Below are 21,052 nucleotides of genomic sequence, written 5' to 3'. Positions count from 1 at the left end.
GGGGGCGGGCGGCAACGGAGGGGACGCCCTCTACGCCGGTGCCCTGCTCGCCGGCCGGGGCTGGCCGGTGGCGGCGGTGCTGCTGGGGCGCGGCGGACGGGTGCACGGACGTGCCCTGGAGGCCTTCAGGGAGGCAGGTGGTGAGGTCCTCGACATCGACGAGGTGTGGCGGGCCCCGGCACGTCACCGCCTGGTCGTCGACGGGGTGCTCGGCATGGGCGGGGACGGCGGGCTGGGGGAGGACGCCGCCGTGCTCCTCGCCTTCGCCTCCGCCCGTCTCATCCCCGTGCTCAGCGTGGACGTCCCCTCCGGCATCAGCGCGGACACCGGGGCGACCCCGCCGATGGTCGGGGTCACCGACCCGCCCGACCCCCGGGCCGGGGCGACGGGGCTCCCGGGGAGGACGGTGCTGAAGCGCGACCGGGTGCCGGCCCACGCGATCGCGGATGTGACGGTGACATTCGGGGGTCTGCGCCGGGCTCACGCGGTGAACGCGTACTGCGGACAGGTGGTGCTGGCGAACCCGGGCCTGGGGGAGGACCCGTCGCAGACGATCGGTGCCCGGCTCACCCGCGGTAGGGACCGCGGGGATGCTTCTGTCGACGTGGAGGCCACGCGTGCCATGGTCCCGGGAGGGGAGTACGACTTCGCCGGTACCTCTCTGCGTGGTGTCCCGGAGTCCCCTGTGGACAGGGTGCGGGCCCCCGGGCCCTACGACGACAAGTACTCCGGGGGAGTGGTCGGGATCTGCGCCGGCTCGGAGACCTACCCCGGGGCAGCCGTGCTCACGACGACCGCCGCGGTGCGGACGACAAGTGCGATGGTGCGCTATGTCGGCGGTGCGGCGGGCGACGTGGTCCGGGCGTGCCCCGAGGTGGTGTGGGCGCCGACGGTCGGGGAGTCCGGGCGTGTGCAGGCGTGGGTCGTGGGGCCCGGCCGCGGCACCGGGGACGAGGCGGCGGAGGAACTGGAGGCGCTGCTACGTCGCCCGGAACCGGTGGTGGTCGACGCCGACGCGGTCACGCTGCTCGCCGGGCGCGGGGAACTCCGCACCCTGCTGAGCGCCCGTGGGGAGTCCGGGTCGGACCCGGCCCCGACGGTGCTGACCCCGCACGCCGGGGAGTTCCGGCGACTGGCGGAGGCGGTCGGGGGCGTGCCCGACCCGGACGACGACCGGATCGGCGCGGCCGTGGCACTGTCCCGGGCGCTAGGATGTGTGGTGCTGCTCAAGGGGCGTCACACCGTGGTGACGGACGGGAAGCGCGTGACGTGCACGGACGCGGGTACGTCCTGGGCCGCCACACCGGGGTCGGGCGACGTCCTCGCAGGGATGACCGGGGCCCTCGTCGCGGAGAGTGAGGCCCGGCTGGGCCGGCAGTTCGACGGGGCACGGCGGACGGTCTCCGCGCTGTACCCTGCGAACCACGCGGCCGCGCTCCATGCGGTGGCGGCGTCGGTGTCTGCCCGGACCCCGGAGGGCGAGGCGCCGACCTCCGCCTCACGGATCGCCGAGGCCATTCCCCGGGCCCGCGCGTCGGCGGGTCCGGCGTATTCCCTGCGGGCCTACTGACGGATCCGCCGAGGTCGGCGCCGCTGGGTCACAGTCGTCCATGGCGTCGAGAGCCTCCACGCAGCGGAGCAGCCCGTCCATCAGCGCCTCGCGCTGTTCGGGTTCCATCGACTCCGCCATCGCGCGTTCGATCGGCGCGATCCGGGCGACTGCCTCGTCGAGAACCCGCCTTCCCGCGTCGGTCACGGAGAGCGGCAGCGCCCGGCCGGCCGTCGACCGGTCAGCGCGTGCGACGAGGCCCCGTTGCTGGAGGCCCCGCAGGAGCGTGCTCATCGTCTGTCGTGAGACAAATACCCTGCGGGCTATCTCGGAGTTCGATGAGCCGGGGTGCCGCTCGATCGCCTCCAGGCACGAGTACTGCGGCGTGGTCAAATTGAGCGGACGTAGTGCCTCGTCCATGCGGGAGCGTAGTGCGGACTGGGTCTGCTTGAGCCGATAGCCGACCATCGACTCGAGGTCGTCCCGGGGTTGCTTCATGTCAGTGTCCTGACATACTCTCGGAGTGTCATCACACTGACATCGTAGTGAAAGGAAGAATCACATGACAGCCACCGGCCCCGACTTCGTCGCCCTCCAGGTACGGGATCTCGACCGCGCCGCAGCGTTCTACGAGACCCGTCTCGGACTCCGCCGTGCACCTGCCGCCCCTCCCGGAGCCGTCGTGTTCGCTACCTCGCCTATCCCGTTCGCGGTGCGCGAGCCACTGCCCGGCGTCGACCTCGACGAAGTGTCACCGCACCCGGGGGTGGGAGTGGCGCTCTGGCTGCACTGCGACTCCTCTGCGAACCTGCACGACTCCCTCGTGGAAGCGGGGGTACCGATTCTGCGAGCACCCGAACCCGGCCCGTTCGGTGTCGCCTTCACTTTCGTCGATCCCGACGGGTACGCCGTGACCGTCCACGACGGTTAAAGACGGATCCACCCAGAGGCGGTCAGGTACGGGCCCGTCACTAGTTCACGCACATCGGGCCGTCGCCGCCGGCGTCGATCGCACCGCGGTTCGTCGCGGAGGAGTCGGACTCCTCCGGGGTGCCCACGGCACCGACATCGCTGCTGGACTCCGACGCGGAACCGCCGTCCGCACCCTCGTTCTCACCGAGGACGTCGCCGCCCGTGGCATCGGTGCCCGGGGTGCCCACGTTCTCCGAGCCACCCGAGCCACCCGAGCCGGACTCGCCGACGGCGGGCAGCGGCTCATCGACACCGGAGGTCGAGGTACCGGGACCGTCGTAGGTGCCGGAGAGCGTGACCCGGATCTCGCCGTCGGCCAGGCTGGAGTCTTCGACCACATCCAGGCCGCCGAGCTGCTCGGCCAGCCCACGGGCCGCCGGGTCGTCCTTGTCCGCGACATTGACCTGGCTTTCGGAGATGCCGGTCTCGTTGGCGTTGCCGACCTCGCCCATACCGTAGCCGGCACCGGAGATCAGGTCCCCGACCCGGGACGCCAGACCGCCGACCTCGCTGGCGTTGTAGACCGAGACGGTGGAGTCGGCGGGATCGTAGTCCTCGATGTCGCTCGAACCGCTGCCGTCCTTGCCGTCCTTACCGTCCTTGCTGTCCTTGTCGTCGGGGGCGCTGTCCCCGAGGAGATCCTCGAAGAAGCCGTGCACCTGGTTCTTGTCGATGGTCACCACCGATTCCCCCAAGTCACCGGTGCCGTCGATACTGGTCACCGGGATGGTCTGGAAGGTCACGTTTCCACCGGTCAGCCCCTGCATCTGGGTGGCGAGCCCCATCACGTCCCAGCCGTCGTCCAGGGTCACGGACCGCTCGACGGCACTGCTGAGGTCGTTGAGTTTGCCCGGGTTGCTCAGGGTGGACGTGCTCAGGATCTTGTTGGTCAGGCTGGCCATGTAGACCTGCTGGCGGGTGATCCGGTCGAGGTCGCCGCGGGGCAGTTCGTGGCGCTGGCGCACGAAGCTCAGCGCGTCGGCACCGCTGAGGGTCTGCCGGCCGGCGGGGAACTTCGCGCCGGACAGCGGCTCGTCGACAGGGTTGTTGAGGCAGACGTCCACACCACCGACGGCGTCGGTGAGCAGAACGAATCCCAGCAGGCCGACCTCGGCGTAGTGGTCGACCTCGATACCGGTGACGTCGGCCACGGTGCCGATCAGGGCTTCACGCCCGGCGGCGGTCGACTCACGGTCGATCTTGTTCTTGTCGGGGTCCTCACCGGCGTTCATCGCAGCTTCGGTCAATTCGTCCTGCTTCAGCGACTTGGTGCTGCCGTACACGCCGTTCAGCTTCGTGTTGCCGAGATTCTCGTTGTGCACGTAGGTGTCACGCGGCAGGGAGACCGCGGTGGCGGAGGAACCGTCGTCGGGGACACGGATGAGGATGATGGTGTCCGTGTTCGTGGCCTCTTCCTCGCCGGCGCGGAGCATGTCGATCTCCTTCTGGCTGAGCTCCTTGCCCTTGGCGTCGGTGCGGGAGTCCACTCCGACGAGCAGGATGTCCGTCGCGCCGTCGGACTGGCTGCCCAGGTTCAGGCCGCCCGCCTGGCTGATGTCCGAGCCGAGGCGTCCCACCGAGGAGTAGGCGTAGGTGCCGCCGGCGAGCATGATCGCCGACAACAGGGCCAGAACCACCTTGACCGGGGTGGACCCGATCTGACGGTGGCCGGGCGTGGCGGCAACCACCGAGCCGTGCACCGTCCGGGACGCCCGGGACGAACGGTTCGCTGCGCGACGCTGTCCACCCGCTGCCGCGGCGCCGGCCGGTCGGCTGTGCCGGGGGCGTCGGGGCTGCTGGGCGTGCTCTGAACGCTCGGAGCGCCCGGAACGCTCAGGACGTTCAGGACGTTCAGACCTCTGCGACCTCTGCGGAGTCTGCCGTGACCGCTCGGGACGGGGAGGAACCTCGTCGCGGCGGTGGTGCCGGCCGCCGCGACCAGGCGTCTCTCCACGTCCGTTGCGCGGAGACCTGTCAGAATCGCTCATTCCAGACCTTTCGGCGGTGTTCGGGGGATGTCGTTGTCATCAGGGGACTCTACTAGTTGTGAGGGCGGTTTCCGTGATCCCGTGACTGATACCGGCCACCGCGGCCGCGGGGAGCCGCGTAGAGTGGTCGCCGACCGTGGCGCCGGTTCAGCGTGCGGGCGCGACCGCGCCCGCGGCCGGCGGACAGGAGGGACCCCCAGTGACGGTAACGGTGACCGGCGCACATGGCCAGGTGGGACGGTGTCTCGTCGCCCTGGGGGCAGAGGGGCTCACCCGGGACGAACTGGACCTGTCGGCCGCCGGTACCCCGGCGTTCCGGGACGCGGCACAGGCGCTCTTCGCCGACGGGCGGCGTCCCGACGTGATGATCAACACGGCGGCGTGGACGGACGTGGACGGCGCGGAGGATCCGGCGAACCGTCGTGTCGTGGAGGCCGTGAACGCCGTCGCCCCCGGGGAACTGGCCCGCGCCGCCGCGGCGGCGGGCGTGCGCTTCATCCACGTCTCCACGGACTACGTGTTCTCCGGACCTGCGCCCGAGGGCTCCCGCGGCTGGCGCCCGGACGACCCGGTGCACCCCGCCAACGAATACGGCAGGACCAAGGGCGACGGGGAGCGGGCCGTCCTCGACGCCGGGGGGACCGTGGTGAGGACCTCCTGGGTCTGGTCGGGGCCCGACGCCCCCGGGAGGGACTTCGTCTCGGTGATGGCCACCCTCGCCGGCAACGGCGTCGACCCCCGCGTCGTCGACGACCAGGTGGGCCGTCCCACCTACGCCCCCGACCTCGCCGACGAACTCCACGCGCTGGCTCACCTCGACGTCCCGGCCGGGATCCTCAACGTCACCAACTCCGGTGACCCGGTCTCCTGGTGCGGACTGGCCAGGGAGGTCTTCCGCTGCACCGGGCACGATCCGGCACGGGTGAGCCCCTGCACCACCCGCGACTGGCCGACTCCGGCCGTCCGCCCGCCGTGGTCCGTCCTGGACCTGGAACCCTGGGCGACGGCGACCGGGCGTACGACACCCGACTGGCGCGACAGTGTGCGACGGGGACTCGGGTCACGTCTTCGACTAGGGTGACACCCGTGAAACCGATCGCCGTCATCACCGTCACCTACTCGCCGGGGGAGTACCTCACCCGATTCCTCGACTCCGTCCCCGCAGCCACCGGCCAGGGGGCCGTGGTGGTCATGGCGGACAACGGCTCCACCGACGGGGCCCCCGAGGCCGCCGCCGGACGCGACGGTGTCGAACTGCTGCGGACCGGCGGGAACATCGGCTACGGCGCGGGGATGAACGCCGGTGTGAAGTCGCTGCGCGCGCGTCGCGAGGCCGGTGAGATCGACGACGAGTTCCTCGTGATCTCCAACCCGGACGTCGTCTTCGACCCCGGTGCCATCGACCGGATGGTGGAGACGGCGCGCCGGCACCCGCGCGCCGGGGCCGTGGGACCGCTGATCCGTGAGGTGGACGGGTCGGTGTACCCCTCGGCCCGGTCGGTGCCGACACTGGGGGCGGGCATCGGCCACGCCCTGCTGGCCCCGGTGTGGAAGAACAACCCCTTCACCCGCCGCTACCTGGCGGACGCGGTGATGGACCGGGAACGGACGTCGGGGTGGCTGTCGGGGTCGTGTCAGCTGCTGCGATGGGAGGCGTTCGACGCGGTGGGCGGGTTCGACGAGCGCTACTTCATGTACATGGAGGACGTGGACCTGGGGGACCGTCTGTCGCGGGCCGGCTGGGAGAACGTGTTCACCCCCGCTGCGGAGATCACCCACGCCAAGGGCCACTCCGCCGGCAGGCACCCGGAGATCACCCTGCCGGCGCACCACGACAGCGCCTACCGGTTCCAGGCGGACCGGCTGACGGCCCCGTGGCAGGCGCCGGTCCGCCTGGCGCTGTGGGCGGGGTTGAAACTCAGGGGGTCCGTCGCGGTCGCGCTGGCGAAGCGGGCGCGCCGTTGACTGCCGGACTGCGTTCCGTCGGATAACCTCCCAAGGGTGAACAGAGACGAACGAGACAATCCCTCACCCTCGACCCCTGACACGAACCACGGTCTCGCCGCCGAGACCGACGCCGTCATCCTCGTCGGCGGCAAGGGGACGCGTCTGCGTCCCCTGACCAACTCCATCCCCAAGCCCATGCTCCCGGTGGCGGGCTACCCGTTCCTCCAGCATCTGCTGGGACGCATCAGGGACGCCGGTATGACCCACGTGGTGCTGGGCACCTCCTTCAAGGCGGAGGTCTTCGAGGAGCACTTCGGTGACGGCTCGGAGCTCGGCCTGGAGATCGAGTACGTCGTCGAGGACTCTCCCCTCGGCACGGGCGGCGGCATCCGTAACGTCCTGCCGCACCTGCGGCACGACCGGGCCATGATCTTCAACGGCGACATCCTCGGTGGCACGGACCTCAACGCCGTGCTGCGCACCCACGTCGACAACGACGCCGACGTCAGTCTCCACCTGCTCCGGGTGGCGGACCCGCGGGCCTTCGGCTGTGTGCCGACAGCGGAGGACGGCCGGGTGGAGGCCTTCCTGGAGAAGGCCGAGGATCCGCCCACCGACCAGATCAACGCGGGCTGCTACGTCTTCCAGCGGGACATCATCGAGTCCATCCCGGAGAACCGGGTCGTCTCGGTGGAGCGCGACGTCTTCCCCGACCTCCTGGAGAAGGGGCGCCGCCTGTACGGGCACGTGGACCAGGCCTACTGGCGGGACCTGGGCACGCCGGACGACTTCGTCCGCGGCTCCTCCGACCTGGTGCGCGGTATCGCACCGTCCCCGCTGCTGGCGGGGCGTAACGGCGAGGCGCTGGTCGACGAGTCGGCGGCTGTCGCCGGTGGCGCGCTGTTGCTCGGGGGCACGGTGATCGGGCGCGGCGCCGAGATCGGCGCAGGCGCCCGGGTGGACACCTCCGTGGTCTTCGACGGTGTGGAGATCGAGGCGGGCGCCACAGTGGAGCGGTGTGTCGTCGCCGCCGGCGCGCGTATCGGCGCCCGGGCGCACCTGCGCGACACCGTGGTGGGCGAGGGCGCCGTGGTCGGTGCCCGCTGTGAACTGCAGGGCGGTGCCCGGGTCTGGCCCGGTGTGACGCTCCCCGACGGTGGGCTGCGTTTCTCCAGCGACGTCTGACCCCCGTACGGGGCGGGAACGTGACGTGTGAAAATATTTCGATATCTTGTGCCTCCGGTGCCGGAATCGGGGCTGTTTCACCTACATGTAGTGGTTGCGCTGGAGCCGTGCCGGCTCATGTCGTGCCTGTCAGAACACTGTGAATGCGTCTGAGGGGCCGAATGCCGTGACGTGTGTGACTGGTGTGACGAATGGGACTGAACTGGCTGGCCGAAAGGTTGACGCTATGGAATTACCCGTGTGTAATCTTCCCTGTAAGCACAGGCCGGTGAATGACCGGCACCGCGGATTTCAGTGAGGAGACAACGGTGGACAACCCGGCGGACGCCTTTCGTGGTCCCTTCTCGGAGGGGTCCGCAGCTGTGGACGGTGAGAACTCCCGTTCCGGCGGTGCGAGCGGTTCCGGTGCGGCCGGTGAACTCCCGGACCTCCTCCGCGGTGGTCTCGACGACTACACCCCCAGCGCCTTCTCTGACCTGACCGAGGACTTCGACCTCCTCTTCGACGCCGTCGAGCAGGACTGGCAGGAGCAGGCCCTCTGTGCCCAGACGGACCCGGAGGCATTCTTTCCGGAGAAGGGTGGCTCCACCCGCGAGGCCAAGCGCATCTGCCGCGCCTGCGGCGTGCGGGACGAGTGCCTGGAGTACGCTCTCGAGCACGACGAGCGCTTCGGCATCTGGGGCGGGCTCTCGGAACGCGAGCGCCGGCGCCTCAAGAAGCGTCTCGGCTGACCGTCCCGCCCCACGGTCAGTCCCAGCGGAACCCGGGGTCCACCATCTCGGGTTCCACGTTGAGGTAGGTCGCCACCAGGCGGGCGAGCACGAACCTCAGCCACTCCTCGGTCTCCACCCGGTCGGTGGACCGTTGTTCGATCGGACGCCGGAAGATGATCAACCGGGGGCGGGTGGGGGACCCCGTCTCGTCGACCCCCGCGGGCACCAGCCGACCCAACGGCACTGGACCGTCCGCGGCGACCTCGTCCGACCAGCGGGCAGAGGTCGAGTCCAGCCTCATCCGGGGGACCAGGTCGACCGCCACGTCCAGCCCGTCCAACCGGTCACCGAAACGTTCCAGCACCGGTGCGTAGGCGTCCAGCACCGCGGTGTCGAAGGTCTCGGCGCGGGTGGCGTAGCGGGGCAGCTTCGGCATGAGCACCCCGCGCAGTCCCCGTCCACGGGTGTCCCTGGCCAGGGCCCGGACAGGGTGTCCGGGGGCAGGCTCGCGCCCGACGGCGGCCCCGGCGGTGGGGCCGTCCGGTGTTCCACGGCGTGAGGCAGGGGAGGATGGGCGCGTCATGCCCCCGATCCTAGACCGCAGGTGCGGGCGAAACGGGGTCCGACAGGCGGGTGACAGGCGGGACGCCGAGTCGTCCGGCACTCAGGTCGGGTACCGGACTAGGATGGTGGCCGTGACTGACTACCGACAGTGTTCCAGGCCCGGCTGCGGCAACCGTGCGATCGCGACCCTGCGATACAACTACGCCGCGCGCACGGCGACCGTGAACCCCCTGGAGCCCGGAGACGATCCGCACAGCTGGGACCTGTGCGACCGTCACCTCTCCAGGTTGACAGTGCCCGAAGGCTGGGGACTGCAGCGTACGGAGGATCCGTCTCCGGAGGTCTCTGTTCCGGTGGCCGCGTTCGCCGACCCCGGGGTCGATCTCGCGGACGAGGACTTCACCGACGAGGAGATGCAGGCCCTCGCCGCGGCGCTGGAGGACAGCACCGACAGCGCCGACAGCCCATACCTGACCGACGGTGGCGTGGACGGCGGTTCACTCACCTCCGCGCAGCGGCGACCGGTGTCCCGGGTCGTCCGACGCACCGACATCCCGCAGCCGTCCGGTCACCACCCCTCACGACGTAATCTGCCGGGACGGGCTCCACAGCGCCACCTGCGCGCAGTGCGCTACGACGGCGAATGATCCACGAAGAACACCAGGAGAGTTGACATGACACAGCGCAACCGGGAGGCCATCGCCTCCGTCATCAAGGCGTACGACGTCCGTGGCGTCGTGGGCGACGGCATCGACGCCGACCTCGTCCGCGACACCGGGGCCGCCTTCGGCCTTCTCATGAGGGGGGAGGGGGCGACCCGTGTCGTGGTCGGCCACGACATGCGCGACAGCTCCCCGGGACTGTCCGAGGCCTTCGCCGAGGGCGTCCGCAGCCAGGGCCTGGACACCGTCGCCCTCGGCCTGACCTCCACCGACGAGCTCTACTTCGCCTCCGGGACCATGGACTGCCCGGGGGCGATGTTCACCGCCTCGCACAACCCGGCACGCTACAACGGCATCAAGCTGTGCCGTTCCGGTGCCCGCCCGGTGGGGCAGGAGACCGGGCTGGCGGACATCACCGACATGCTCGTCGAGGGTGTGCCGTCCTACGACGGTGAGGCGGGGGCCGCCTCCTCGCGGGACGTGCTCACGGACTACGCCGCCTACCTCCACGACCTGGTGCCCCTGGACATCCGTCCGCTCACCGTCGCCGTGGACGCGGGCAACGGCATGGGCGGGCTGACTGTCCCGGCCGTCCTGGGGGAGGGCTCTGGTCTGCCCCTGTCGATCCGCGACCTCTACTTCGAGCTCGACGGGACGTTCCCGAACCACGAGGCGAACCCGCTGGCCCCGGAGAACCTCGTCGACCTGCAAAAGTTCACCGTGGAGCAGGGCGCGGACCTCGGCATCGCCTTCGACGGCGACGCCGACCGCTGCTTCATCGTCGACGAGAGGGGGGACCCGGTGTCCCCGTCCGCGATCTGCGGCATCATCGCCGAGCGGTACCTGGAGCAGCACCCGGGCGCCACGATCATCCACAACCTGATCACCTCGAAGGCCGTCCCCGAGATCGTGCGTGAACACGGCGGCACCCCGGTGCGCACCCGCGTCGGCCACTCGTTCATCAAGTCCCGGATGGCGGAGGAGAACGCCGTCTTCGGCGGCGAGCACTCCGCGCACTACTACTTCTCGGACTTCTTCAACGCCGACTCCGGCATGCTCGCGGCGCTCCACGTGCTGGCCACACTCGGCGGCCAGGACCGCCCCCTGTCCGAGCTCAAGCAGGCCTACGGGCGGTACCAGGCCTCCGGTGAGGTGAACTCCGAGGTCGCCGACCAGGCGGACCGGACCGCCGCCGTCGTCGAGGCGTTCGCGGACGAGACCGTCGGCACCGACGACATGGACGGGGTGACCGTGGAGTTGCAGGACGGCTCCTGGTTCAACGTCCGCGCCTCCAACACCGAGCCGCTGCTGCGTCTGAACGTGGAGGCGGCCACGGACGCCCGGGTCCGGGAGATCCTGGACAAGGCGCTGGCGGTGATCCGTGCCTGAGACGACGTCGTCGAACGAGGCCCCGGGTACCGCCGTCGGGCGGAGGGACGTCTCCCTCATGGAGGGACGGCTGCGCCCGTACCCCTGGGGTTCCCGGACGGCACTGGCGGAGCTCACCGGGCGTCCGTCGCCGACCGCCCGGCCCGAGGCCGAACTCTGGTTCGGGGCGCACCCGGAGGCCCCCAGTACCCTGCCGGTGGACGGCACGGACCTGCTGGAACGGATCTCGGGTGACCCCCACGGCGAACTCGGGGACGCGGCGCCGGACGGCCGGCTCCCGTTCCTGCTGAAGCTGCTCGCCGCCGACCAGGCGCTGAGCCTGCAGGCCCACCCCACCAAGGAGCAGGCGGAGGAGGGGTACGCCCGCGAGAATGCCGCCGGACTCCCGGCCGGTTCGCCGGTGCGCAACTACAAGGACGACAACCACAAGCCTGAGCTGCTCGTCGCCCTGACCCGTTTCGAGGCCCTGGCCGGCTTCCGCCCGGTGGAGAAGACCAGGGCGCTGCTGGAGGCCCTCAGCGTTCCTGAACTGGACCGCTACGCGGAGCTGCTGCACGGGCCCGCCGGCGACTCCGAGGGGCTGCGCGCCCTGGTGACCACCTGGATCTCCCTGCCGCCCCACCGCAGGCTCGAGCTGATCGAGGCGGTGCTGGAGGCCTGCCGCACCGTGGTCCGTCCCGGTTCCGGGGTGGAGGACTGGATGACCGGTTCCGCGGGGGCGGCCCTGGACCTCGCCGATCAGCACCCGGGCGACGCGGGGATCCTGGTGTCGCTTCTCCTCAACCATGTCGTCCTGGAGCCGGGGCAGGCGCTGTTCCTGTCGGCGGGCAACCTCCACGCCTACCTCCGGGGAACCGGGGTGGAGATCATGGCGAACTCGGACAACGTCCTGCGCGGTGGACTGACCACCAAGCATGTCGACGTGCCGGAACTGATGAAGGTCGTCGACTTCACGCCCACAGCGGACCCGGTGCAGCTCGCCGGCGAGGACGGTGTCTTCCCGACCCCCGTCCCGGAGTTCCGGCTGCGCTCGGTGGACGAGGACAGGACCGTCGGGGTCGAGGGGCCCGCGATCGTGCTCGCTGTCCGGGGGGAGGTCGAGGTCGAGGTCGCCGGCCCGGACGGGACGGACCTGCTGTTGACCCCCGGCCAGGCGGCGTGGGTGCCGGCGTCCACGGACGGTGTCACCGCCCGTGGCGGCGGGCACTTCTTCGTGGCGACAGTCGGCTGACACCGCAACGCCCGCCCGGTCTCCCATGACCGGGCGGGCGCTGGTGCTTCGTCGTCTGCTTCGTCGGGGACCGTTGTCAGCGCAGTGCCGGCCCGGTGGTGTCCGTCACCGCGTCCCGGTTGTTCTCCGTGGAGCGCGGGGCTCCGCTGCTCTCCGGCGTCTCCGTGGCGGAGGGACGCTCGCCCGTGGACTTGTCCGGGGTGCTGTCCGGGGTGCTGTCAGGGGTACGTTCCCCCGACGGGTCAGCGGGGTCGGAAGGCTCAGAGGGCTCGGAGGGCTCAGTGGGCTCAGCCGGCTCAGAGGTGCCGGTGTCCTCCGGCTCGCCGGTGCTCTCCGACTCCCCGGTGTGTCCCGGCAGTGACGGCAAGCCCGTGATGGACGGCAACAGGTCGGTGATCGACGGCCGTTCCGCCTCACTGCTGCCGTCGTCCGGCACGACCTCGGTACCGGCGCCGTCGGGCGCGCCGTCCCCCGGCGCCCCGTCGGAGCCGTCCTCCGCGTCGGTGTCGGCGGTCGGGTAAGGGCTCGGGGTGACGAACTGGTCGCCGCTCCACGCGTTCGGCGGCGCGTACTGGTCCGCCGTCAGCGGGGTGACGTGGTCGCCCTGCGGCCGGTCGGGCCGGACGACGTCCCCCTGGCCACTGACGGACTCGCCGTCGTCCGGGGTGGGGTCGGTCGTCGCACGCTCATCGCGGGAGGGGTCCGCCGAGCGGTCGGCGGAGGCGGACATGGAACCGTCGGCGACGGCCTCCTCGACCGGGCCCCGGCCGTCATGGTCGGTGGTGGCGCCCTGCCAGGTGACGATCCCGACGACGGTGGCGGCGGCGAAGCCGGCGACGACGAGGGAGCCGAGGACCCGGTTGGTCCGGGACGCCCGTGCCGCCTCCGCGCGGAGCAGCGACTCGTGGTGTTCGGTGGAGCGGTCGTCGACGGCCGGGGGGGTGTCCGTCGGCCGTTCGGGTTCGAGTTCGTAGTCCACGGCGGCCCTCCTTTCGTCCTGGGTCGTCGACCGGGTAAAAGTAACGTTTAGATCACGATCAGGCGCAACCCTATCATTCTCATCCAACGCAGTGGAAGACCCCGGCGTTACTGAATTTCAGGTGAACAGACTGTTGCCGTGCGGTTTTGGTGGATCCGTTCACTGCCGGAACTGTGGTTCGGCCCTGTCCGCGTCGGCGTGGCGGGCGGGTCGACAGGCACGAAATCCGAGATCAAACCGTGATCTGGCCGCCTGTCCCGCGCCCCGGCAGGGGATCGGGGGAGACGCGTCGGCTCAGGCCGACTATTCTCAGGTGGACGACGACCAGCTGGAGAGGGAACGACATGAGTACCTGGGACGAAACAGTGTTCGCGGACGACACCAACGCCGACTTCCTGGCGGACTGCGACGACCTGGAGGGCGAGGCGCTCCAGACCGCCCTGCAGGACGCCTGCACGCTGGCACTGGACTCCGACGCCGCGGACGAGGGTAGGGCGGTGGACCCCGACTACATCAACGGGCTGTGCGCGGCCACCGTCGCCGCCATCTGGTCGGGTGCCCCGTTCACCTCGGCCTCCGTCGCCGACGAGCACCCCTTCATCCGGGCGGGTATCGGCCAGTGCCCGGACTCCCTGCAGGGGGTCGCGCTCGAGCTGCTCGACGCCGAGCTCGAGGCGGCCGGGGAGGACGCCCCGGACGGGCTGGAGACCGCGGTCGAGGCCCTGAGCTGATCCGGCGCCCGCCCTGCGTCTTCCCCGCGTCTTCCCTGCGTCCTCCCTGGGTCTCCCCGGGGCCACCCCTCTGTGAGCGGACGGCCCGGTCCGGGGGATAGGGTTGACGCATCGGCACGGCCGTCATCCACGTCGCCTGAGAAGCCACCCCGAACAGTCCCCTGAAGCTTGAGGAGCATCACCCCATGGCAGAATTCGTCGCACCGTCCGTCGACACCCACGACGGCGCCGGTGCCAACGGCACCCCCCTCCAGTACAAGGTGCGTGACCTCTCCCTCGCGGAGGCGGGCCGTCACCAGATCCGCCTCGCCGAGTACGAGATGCCCGGCCTGATGGAGTTGCGACGCGAGTACGCCGACGAACAGCCGTTGGCCGGTGCACGGATCGCCGGTTCCATCCACATGACGGTGCAGACCGCCGTCCTCATCGAGACCCTCACCGCCCTCGGCGCCGAGGTCCGGTGGGCCTCCTGCAACATCTTCTCCACCCAGGACGAGGCCGCCGCCGCCGTCGTCGTCGGTGCCGGGACCCCGGAGGCCCCCCGGGGTGTGCCCGTGTTCGCCTGGAAGGGCGAGACCCTCGACGAGTACTGGTGGTGCCTGGAGCAGATCTTCAACTGGGGCGACGAGCGTCCCAACATGATCCTCGACGACGGTGGCGACGCCACGATGGCCGTCATCACCGGCAGCGAGTTCGAGGGCAACGGCATCGTCCCGGAGCCCACTGACGAGGACTCCGACGAGTACCAGGCGTTCCTGGGGATGCTCGCCCGCGTCTTCGGCGAGGACGACACCCGGTGGACCGAGGCCGCCAGGTCGGTCAAGGGGGTCACCGAGGAGACCACCACCGGTGTGCACCGCCTCTACCACTTCGCCGAGCAGGGCACGCTGCCCTTCCCGGCGATGAACGTCAACGACGCGGTGACCAAGTCCAAGTTCGACAACCGCTACGGCACCCGCCACAGCCTGCTGGACGGCATCAACCGCGCGACGGACATGCTCGTCGGCGGAAAGTCCGTGCTCGTCTGCGGCTACGGGGACGTGGGCAAGGGCGTCGCAGAGGCGTTCAAGGGTCAGGGCGCCCGGGTGAAGGTCACCGAGGCCGACCCGATCAACGCACTGCAGGCGCTCATGGACGGTTTCCCCGTCGTCACCGTCGACAACGCCATCGGTGACGCGGACATCGTCATCACCTCGACCGGAAACCTGGGGATCATCACCTTCGAGCAGATGCGGAAGATGAAGAACCACGCCCTGCTCGGCAACATCGGCCACTTCGACAACGAGATCGACATGGCGGCGCTGCTGCACCGCGGGGACGTCGCCCGGACCACCATCAAGCCGCAGGTCGACGAGTTCACCTTCCCGCGCACCGACGGCGGCGACAGTGACCTGGTGAGCATCGTGGTGCTCTCCGAGGGGCGTCTGCTGAACCTGGGCAACGCCACCGGTCACCCGAGCTTCGTGATGTCGAACTCCTTCGCCGACCAGACGATCGCCCAGATCGAGCTGTTCACGAACGGTGACCGGTACGGCAACGAGGTCTACCGTCTGCCGAAGATCCTGGACGAGAAGGTCGCCCGGATCCACGTGGAGGCACTCGGCGGGGAACTGACCACCCTGACCAAGGAGCAGGCGGAGTACATCGGCGTCGACGTCGAGGGCCCGTTCAAGCCGGAGCACTACCGCTACTGATGATCATCGCATTCGAAGGCATCGACGGAGCCGGCAAGAACACCTGCGTCGGTGCCCTGGAGGCCGAGCTGCTGTCCCGGGAGATCCCGGTCGCCAGGCTGGCGTTCCCCCGCTACGAGCAGTCCGTGCACGCGCAGCTGGCGTCCGCGGCGCTCCACGGCGGGATGGGTGACCTCGTCGACTCCGTCCACGGCATGGCGACGTTGTTCGCCCTCGACCGGGCGGAGGTCGCCTCGGACCTCGCCGACTTCGACGCCGACGGCTACGTGGTGCTGCTCGACCGCTACGTCGCGTCCAACGCGGCGTACTCGGCGGCGCGTCTGGGCGTCGGGGGACAGGACGTGCCCACCAGCGACGTGGTGCGCTGGGTGGAGGACCTGGAGTTCGAGGATCTCGGCACCCCCGTGCCGGACGTGCAGGTGCTCGTCGACGTCCCGGACGGCATCGCCTCCGGTCGCGTCGCCCGGCGCGCGGAGGAGGACGGCGACCGGGCCGCGGACGCCTATGAGCGCGACGGTGGTCTCCAGGCCCGGACACTGGAGGCCTACCGCGGTCTCGCGGCGGCCCAGTGGCGCTCCCCCTGGTGGACGCTGGACAACTCCGGCGACCCTGCGGACCTGCAGGACGCGGTCAGTGACTTCGTCGACTCGGTGATCGGCCCCGACACCGGGGCGTAGGCCACCTGCCGGGCCGGTTTGTGAGAGACTGAACCCCATGGCAGAGAAAGTTCTCGTCGTCGACGACGACCCCGCAATCTCGGAGATGCTGACCATCGTCCTGCAGGGCGAGGGTTTCGACACGATCGTGGTGGGGGACGGGCCGCAGGCCGTGGAGGCCGCGGAGAAGGAGGACCCCGACCTCATCCTCCTCGACCTCATGCTGCCCGGCATGAGCGGCATCGACGTGTGCCGGGCTGTGCGGGAGTTCTCCACGGTCCCGATCGTGATGCTCACCGCGAAGACCGACACGGTGGACGTGGTCCTGGGCCTCGAGACGGGCGCGGACGACTACGTGCCGAAGCCCTTCAAGCCGAAGGAGCTCGTGGCGCGGGTGCGTGCCCGCCTGCGGCGCACCCCGGAGGAGGTGCCGGAGTCGGTGAAGGTCGCCGACCTCACCATCGACTTCGGAGGCCACCAGGTCACCCGCAAGGGCCAGCCGATCTCCCTGACCCCCATCGAGTTCGAGCTGCTCGCCACACTGGCGTCGCGTCCACGCCAGGTCTTCTCGCGCGAGGAGCTCCTCGAGCGGGTGTGGGGCTACCGCAAGTCCAGCGACACCCGTCTGGTGAACGTGCACATCCAGCGCCTGCGGTCGAAGGTCGAGAAGGACCCCGACAACCCCACCATCATCCAGACCGTCCGCGGGGTCGGTTACAAGACCGGGGAGTAGGGCGGACAGCGACCCATGGCATCCACGTCAGGGGACGGGAAACGGGAGGAGACGGGCGCCGACCCGGGACGACGCCACGGCGGCCGGCTCGGACGTCCCGCGCTGCCGGTGGTCAAGGACGGTGACGGCCGGCGCGGCCGCGCCCGCAACGGCTGGCACGGCGACCCCGACAACGACCCGCGCAGCGCACCCCGCGGGGAGCTCGGGGACATCGGTGTCGTCGACGCGCTGCGCATCTTCCTCCGCCGGCCGGTCCGGTTCGCGCGCAAGTTCACCGAGAAACTGTCCCAGCGGTGGCGCACGTCCATCCAGCTCCGGGTGATCGGCAGTGTCTTCGCGTCGTCGCTGCTGGTCATCCTGGCGCTCGGGTTCGTGCTGACCAGTTTCGTGGGCCAGCAGCTGCTGGACGCGAAGTACAACGCCGCGACCGACGAGATCGACCGTGCCCGGGGCATCGTCGAGGAGCAGATCCGGAACACCGACTCGGCGACGTCGCCGCAGATGCGGATCAACAACGCCCGCGCCGCCCTGAGTGACCGCACCGCGGAGTCGGAGCAGGGGTCGACGGGCACGGTGTACGAGCCGGTGATCATCGCCTCGGACCTCACCGGTGGCGACATCTCCAGCCCCGAGCACAACCCCGTGCCGGAGTCCCTGCGTGAGTTCGTCCGCCAGGGCCAGGTGTCGGTGCAGTACACCACCGTGGACGCGGCCGCGGGCAGCTACAAGGCGCTGATCATCGGCTCACCGGTGGCCTCGGACATCCAGGGGCTGGAGCTGTACCTGGTGATGCCCCTGGACAACGAGGAGTCCACGATGGCGCTGATGCGTGGTCTGCTGCTGGCCGGCGCGGTGGTGCTGCTCGTGCTTCTGGTGGTCATCGCCTGGGTGTTCTCCCAGCAGTTGACTGTGCCGGTGCGCACGGCCTCGCGCATCGCCGAGCGGTTCGCGGCGGGCCACATGCGCGAGCGGATGGCGGTGGACGGTCAGGACGAGGTCGCCCGGCTGGCGATCAGTTTCAACGAGATGGCGGAGAACCTGTCGTACCAGATCCGCCAGCTGGAGGAGTTCGGCTCGCTCCAGCAGCAGTTCACCTCCGACGTCTCCCACGAGCTGCGGACACCGCTGACCACGGTGCGTATGGCGGCCGACCTGATCCACGCGAACTCCGAGGACCTCGACCCGGTCACCAGGCGGGCCTCGGAGCTGATGAACGCGGAGCTGGACCGTTTCGAGATGCTGCTGGGCGACCTGCTGGAGATCTCCCGGCACGACGCCGGGGTGGCGAACCTCTCACGCGAGGTGATCGACGTCCGTGGTGTGGTGAAGTCGACGATGGGGCAGTTGCGTGCCCTGGCCGAGGAGGTCGGTTGTGAGATCCAGCTCGACCTGCCGGACGAGCCGGTGATGGAGGAGGTCGACTCCCGACGGGTCGAGAGGATCCTGCGCAATCTCCTGGCCAACGCCATCGACCACAGCGAGAGCCGTCCGGTGCGGGTCACGATGCGTCGCGGTGCGGAGTCGCTGGCGGTGACCGTGGTGGACCACGGTATGGGCCTGAAACCGGGTGAGGCCGACCTGGTGTTCAACCGTTTCTGGCGGTCGGACCCCTCCCGTGAGCGCAAGACCGGCGGCACCGGGCTGGGACTGGCCATCGCGAAGGAGGACGCCCAGCTGCACGGCGGTCGTCTGGAGGCGACGGGCGAGCCGGGCGTCGGTGCCTGTTTCCGGCTGACGCTGCCCCGCAACCCCGGGCAGGAGGTCCGCACCTCGCCGCTGCCGTTGGAGGTGGACCGGCCGGTGGAGGCGGCGGGGGACGGAACAGGTTCCCCGGCCGGGCAGGCACAGTCGGCACAGTCGGCGGAGTCGGCGGAGCTGTCGGACCTGGCGGATGAGGAACCGGAGTCCGGGAACACCGGGAACACAGTTGACGCAGGCGACGGCGTGGTGGCGGAGGACCGTCCGGGTTCGCACGAGGCGTCCGACGGCATGTCGGTGGCCGGCCCGGCGGCGGAGTCCGCCGCCGACACGGTCTACACCTCGGAGGGCGTGGACGGTGGTGAGGTCGGGGACTCCACCGACGGTGTAGTCGACACCGCCGGTGACGGTGTCGGTGACGGTGCCGGGGATACTCCGGTGGACCGCTTCGACTCGGTCGACGTCAGCGCAGGTTCCGTGGAGAACCTCGGGGTCGACCTCAGCGCCTTCGAGGGGTTGACTGAGGAGGAGCTGCGCACCGCCCTGCAGGAGGCGGAGGACATGGATTCCGCGTTCGACGACACAGCGGACGACACAGACGGCACAGTCGGCACAGACGGTGAGGAGGGCGACGATGACGAGAGCTGACGGCATGCGTCAGGTCGGGGCTCTGCTCACGGCCGCGGTCACGGCGGGTGGTCTCATCGCCTGCACGACGCTTCCGGGTGAGTCGACACCGGAGGCGGTCTCGTCGTACGTGTCGGCGCCGGACGTGGGCAATCTTCCGACGCCGTCCGAGGGGCAGCCCCCGGACCTGCTGCTGCGTGACTTCTACCTGGCGTCGACCTCCCAGGCGAACAACCGCCAGGCGGCCAAGGAGTTCCTCACGAAGAAGGCGGCGGGCGACTGGCAGGACAGTGTCTCCACCCTGATCCTCGACCGTCTGGACCTCAACGCCACGGGTGGTGCCTCGGGTGACGAGGTGACCTACGTGGTGCGCGGTACCGTCGTCGGACGGCTCGGCACCGGTGGGGTCTACCAGACGGAGAACAGCCCCTACGAGGAGGAGGTGACCCTGTCGCGGGGCAGCGACGGCTGGCGGATCACGGACCTCCCCGACGGGGTGATCCTGGACCGCAGTGACTTCGTGGGCTCCTACCAGGCGCACGACCTGTACTTCCTCGACCCGACGAAGCGCTTCCTGGTCCCGGACCGTCGGTGGATCTACAACAGGCAGGACAACATCGGCTTCTCGTTGGTCTCGTTGCTGGCAGGGGGGCCGCGGAACCAGCTGCAGGACGCGGTGGAGACCGAGTTCCCCACCGGAAACGGGGTCCAGGCGGCGGTCGAGGGCGACGGCACGTTCACCGTGGACATCAGCGGTATCGCGGATCTCCCCGTGGATGACCGGGAGGTGCTGGCAGCCCAGCTCGTGTGGACGCTGGCGGCGTCGGACGTGCGCGGTCCCTACCGGATCCTGGCGGACGGGACCTCGGTCACCGACGACGGCCGGGAGGACTGGACCCTGGCGGATGTCGCGGACTTCGATCCGCAGGCGGGCAACGACGAACCGTTGCGCGCGCTGCGCGACGGTGCGCTGGTCGAGGTCGAGGGCAGCTCCGGGGTGGTGATGTCCGGGTGGACGGCGTCCGGGCAGTTGGAGTCCGCGGCCTCGGCCGGGCCCTACGGTGAGGCACGGGGCAGGGTCGCGGCGGTCTCGGGTCGTGGCGACGGCGAGCGTTCGCTGCTGGTCGGTGACGTCGGCGGGGATCCTGTCACGGCCCTGACGGCGCGGTCGTTGTCGCGGCCGTCGTGGAGCGGGGACGGGCAGAACCTCTACGTCGTCGCCGACGGCCGACGGGTCCACCGTCTGGAGTCCGCCGGGTCCGGCGTGCAGATGGACGAGTCCACGGTGGACACCTCTGCCCTGGACAGTCTGGACATCAGCGACCCCAGGATCAGTGTGTTCACCGTCTCCCGTGACGGGACGAGGGCGGCGATGCTGATCAACGGCCGCCTGTTCATCAGTGCGCTGCAGCACGGCGGTGACGGCGGGGAGTCGGTGAGCCTGGGTACCCCGATGGAGGTCGGCCAGCGGGTCGGCGACACGGCGTTGTCGGTCGACTGGCGCGACGACGGTACGCTGCTGGTCGGTACCCGCGCCAACGATGCCCCGGTGTGGGTGGTGACCGCCGACGGTTCGGAGGCCACCCAGCTGTCCAGCCGGAACATCACCGCGCCGGTGGTGGCGGTGGGGTCGGCCGGGTCGGTGCAGTACATCCTGGACTCCCGGGCGATGCTGCAGCTGGACGTCCAGGACTCCGAGGCGAGGTTCTGGCGTGAGGTGCCGGCCCTGCAGGG

General features: G+C 70.3%; 19 protein-coding genes. 15 read left to right on the top strand and 4 right to left on the bottom strand.

Annotated elements, in window-relative coordinates:
- The coding region (locus tag Q0A34_RS05940) for a bifunctional ADP-dependent NAD(P)H-hydrate dehydratase/NAD(P)H-hydrate epimerase (protein ID WP_291479089.1) at positions 1–1,570 on the top strand (1,570 nt) is incomplete at its 5' end.
- Here Q0A34_RS05940 and Q0A34_RS05935 read toward each other — a convergent pair.
- Positions 1,499–2,047 (bottom strand): MarR family transcriptional regulator, encoded by a 549-nt coding sequence (locus tag Q0A34_RS05935; protein ID WP_291479088.1) that lies wholly within the window; start codon positions 2,045–2,047, stop codon positions 1,499–1,501. The genes Q0A34_RS05940 and Q0A34_RS05935 overlap by 72 nt on opposite strands.
- Before the next feature lie 64 nt (positions 2,048–2,111).
- Here Q0A34_RS05935 and Q0A34_RS05930 point away from each other — a divergent pair, with 64 nt between their 5' ends.
- Entirely contained in the window at positions 2,112–2,480 is a 369-nt protein-coding gene (locus Q0A34_RS05930; RefSeq protein ID WP_291479087.1) for a VOC family protein, read from the top strand.
- A gap of 40 nt (positions 2,481–2,520) precedes the next feature.
- Here Q0A34_RS05930 and Q0A34_RS05925 read toward each other — a convergent pair whose 3' ends face one another.
- The gene (locus Q0A34_RS05925; protein ID WP_291479086.1) at positions 2,521–4,509 is read right to left on the bottom strand and encodes an LCP family protein; all 1,989 of its coding nucleotides are present in this window, start codon (positions 4,507–4,509) and stop codon (positions 2,521–2,523) included.
- Positions 4,510–4,708: 199 nt separating this feature from the next.
- Between Q0A34_RS05925 and Q0A34_RS05920 the strand changes: the two genes are divergently transcribed.
- The 4 genes from Q0A34_RS05920 to Q0A34_RS13720 all read left to right on the top strand — a co-directional run bounded on the left by Q0A34_RS05920 (position 4,709) and on the right by Q0A34_RS13720 (position 8,372).
- Complete coding sequence (locus Q0A34_RS05920) at positions 4,709–5,590, top strand: NAD(P)-dependent oxidoreductase (protein ID WP_291479085.1); 882 nt, start codon at positions 4,709–4,711, stop codon at positions 5,588–5,590.
- A gap of 5 nt (positions 5,591–5,595) precedes the next feature.
- On the top strand, positions 5,596–6,474 hold the full coding sequence (locus tag Q0A34_RS05915; protein WP_291479084.1) for a glycosyltransferase family 2 protein: 879 nt from the start codon (positions 5,596–5,598) through the stop codon (positions 6,472–6,474).
- Between the two features lie 117 nt (positions 6,475–6,591).
- On the top strand, positions 6,592–7,641 hold the full coding sequence (locus tag Q0A34_RS05910) for an NDP-sugar synthase (protein WP_291479091.1): 1,050 nt from the start codon (positions 6,592–6,594) through the stop codon (positions 7,639–7,641).
- A 476-nt stretch (positions 7,642–8,117) separates the two neighbouring features.
- Positions 8,118–8,372 carry a WhiB family transcriptional regulator gene (locus Q0A34_RS13720; RefSeq protein ID WP_174411431.1) on the top strand — a complete coding sequence of 85 codons (255 nt, stop codon included), beginning with the start codon at positions 8,118–8,120 and terminating at the stop codon, positions 8,370–8,372.
- A 16-nt stretch (positions 8,373–8,388) separates the two neighbouring features.
- Here Q0A34_RS13720 and Q0A34_RS05900 read toward each other — a convergent pair whose 3' ends face one another.
- Positions 8,389–8,790 carry a metallopeptidase family protein gene (locus Q0A34_RS05900; protein WP_291479090.1) on the bottom strand — a complete coding sequence of 134 codons (402 nt, stop codon included), beginning with the start codon at positions 8,788–8,790 and terminating at the stop codon, positions 8,389–8,391.
- Between the two features lie 250 nt (positions 8,791–9,040).
- Between Q0A34_RS05900 and Q0A34_RS05895 the strand changes: the two genes are divergently transcribed.
- Genes Q0A34_RS05895 through manA form a run of 3 tightly spaced genes read left to right on the top strand, consistent with a single transcriptional unit; the run spans position 9,041 to position 12,200 of the window.
- Positions 9,041–9,565, top strand: a complete 525-nt coding sequence (locus Q0A34_RS05895; RefSeq protein ID WP_291479082.1) for a DUF3499 family protein — start codon at positions 9,041–9,043, stop codon at positions 9,563–9,565.
- A 27-nt stretch (positions 9,566–9,592) separates the two neighbouring features.
- Positions 9,593–10,969 carry a phosphomannomutase/phosphoglucomutase gene (locus tag Q0A34_RS05890; protein ID WP_291479081.1) on the top strand — a complete coding sequence of 459 codons (1,377 nt, stop codon included), beginning with the start codon at positions 9,593–9,595 and terminating at the stop codon, positions 10,967–10,969.
- A complete protein-coding gene (manA, locus tag Q0A34_RS05885) occupies positions 10,962–12,200 on the top strand; it encodes a mannose-6-phosphate isomerase, class I (protein WP_291479080.1) in 1,239 nt (412 codons plus the stop codon). Before Q0A34_RS05890 ends, manA begins: the two co-directional genes overlap by 8 nt.
- A gap of 76 nt (positions 12,201–12,276) precedes the next feature.
- Here the strand turns inward: manA and Q0A34_RS05880 are convergent, their stop codons facing one another.
- Positions 12,277–13,179, bottom strand: a complete 903-nt coding sequence (locus Q0A34_RS05880; RefSeq protein WP_291479079.1) for a hypothetical protein — start codon at positions 13,177–13,179, stop codon at positions 12,277–12,279.
- 344 nt (positions 13,180–13,523) lie between these two features.
- Between Q0A34_RS05880 and Q0A34_RS05875 the strand changes: the two genes are divergently transcribed.
- The 6 genes from Q0A34_RS05875 to Q0A34_RS05850 form a co-directional block, all read left to right on the top strand.
- On the top strand, positions 13,524–13,910 hold the full coding sequence (locus tag Q0A34_RS05875; protein WP_291479078.1) for a DUF4259 domain-containing protein: 387 nt from the start codon (positions 13,524–13,526) through the stop codon (positions 13,908–13,910).
- 185 nt (positions 13,911–14,095) lie between these two features.
- Positions 14,096–15,604: an adenosylhomocysteinase gene (ahcY, locus tag Q0A34_RS05870; RefSeq protein ID WP_291479077.1), complete on the top strand. Its 1,509-nt coding sequence runs from the start codon at positions 14,096–14,098 to the stop codon at positions 15,602–15,604.
- Positions 15,604–16,281 carry a dTMP kinase gene (locus tag Q0A34_RS05865; RefSeq protein ID WP_291479076.1) on the top strand — a complete coding sequence of 226 codons (678 nt, stop codon included), beginning with the start codon at positions 15,604–15,606 and terminating at the stop codon, positions 16,279–16,281. The genes ahcY and Q0A34_RS05865 overlap by 1 nt, the downstream gene beginning before the upstream one ends.
- 37 nt (positions 16,282–16,318) lie before the next feature.
- Positions 16,319–16,993: an MtrAB system response regulator MtrA gene (gene mtrA / locus Q0A34_RS05860; RefSeq protein ID WP_291479075.1), complete on the top strand. Its 675-nt coding sequence runs from the start codon at positions 16,319–16,321 to the stop codon at positions 16,991–16,993.
- A 15-nt stretch (positions 16,994–17,008) separates the two neighbouring features.
- Positions 17,009–19,339, top strand: a complete 2,331-nt coding sequence (gene mtrB, locus Q0A34_RS05855; RefSeq protein WP_291479074.1) for an MtrAB system histidine kinase MtrB — start codon at positions 17,009–17,011, stop codon at positions 19,337–19,339.
- The coding region (locus tag Q0A34_RS05850) for an LpqB family beta-propeller domain-containing protein (RefSeq protein WP_291479073.1) at positions 19,326–21,052 on the top strand (1,727 nt) is incomplete at its 3' end. The genes mtrB and Q0A34_RS05850, both read left to right, overlap by 14 nt.

This window comes from Corynebacterium sp. (assembly GCF_022712195.1).
GTDB lineage: Bacteria > Actinomycetota > Actinomycetes > Mycobacteriales > Mycobacteriaceae > Corynebacterium.
Note: the sequence above shows the minus strand (reverse complement) of the source record. Positions and strands in the feature narration are given on the sequence as shown.

Coding starts and splice junctions, on each gene's coding strand:
- Q0A34_RS05875 (WP_291479078.1), top strand. CDS start 13,524: ATGAGTACCTGGGACGAAACAGTGTTCGCGGACGACACCAACGCCGAC.
- Q0A34_RS05930 (WP_291479087.1), top strand. CDS start 2,112: ATGACAGCCACCGGCCCCGACTTCGTCGCCCTCCAGGTACGGGATCTC.
- Q0A34_RS05935 (WP_291479088.1), bottom strand. CDS start 2,047: ATGAAGCAACCCCGGGACGACCTCGAGTCGATGGTCGGCTATCGGCTC.
- Q0A34_RS05890 (WP_291479081.1), top strand. CDS start 9,593: ATGACACAGCGCAACCGGGAGGCCATCGCCTCCGTCATCAAGGCGTAC.
- Q0A34_RS05865 (WP_291479076.1), top strand. CDS start 15,604: ATGATCATCGCATTCGAAGGCATCGACGGAGCCGGCAAGAACACCTGC.
- mtrA (WP_291479075.1), top strand. CDS start 16,319: ATGGCAGAGAAAGTTCTCGTCGTCGACGACGACCCCGCAATCTCGGAG.
- Q0A34_RS05925 (WP_291479086.1), bottom strand. CDS start 4,509: ATGAGCGATTCTGACAGGTCTCCGCGCAACGGACGTGGAGAGACGCCT.
- ahcY (WP_291479077.1), top strand. CDS start 14,096: ATGGCAGAATTCGTCGCACCGTCCGTCGACACCCACGACGGCGCCGGT.
- Q0A34_RS05900 (WP_291479090.1), bottom strand. CDS start 8,790: ATGCCGAAGCTGCCCCGCTACGCCACCCGCGCCGAGACCTTCGACACC.
- Q0A34_RS05895 (WP_291479082.1), top strand. CDS start 9,041: ATGGTGGCCGTGACTGACTACCGACAGTGTTCCAGGCCCGGCTGCGGC.
- mtrB (WP_291479074.1), top strand. CDS start 17,009: ATGGCATCCACGTCAGGGGACGGGAAACGGGAGGAGACGGGCGCCGAC.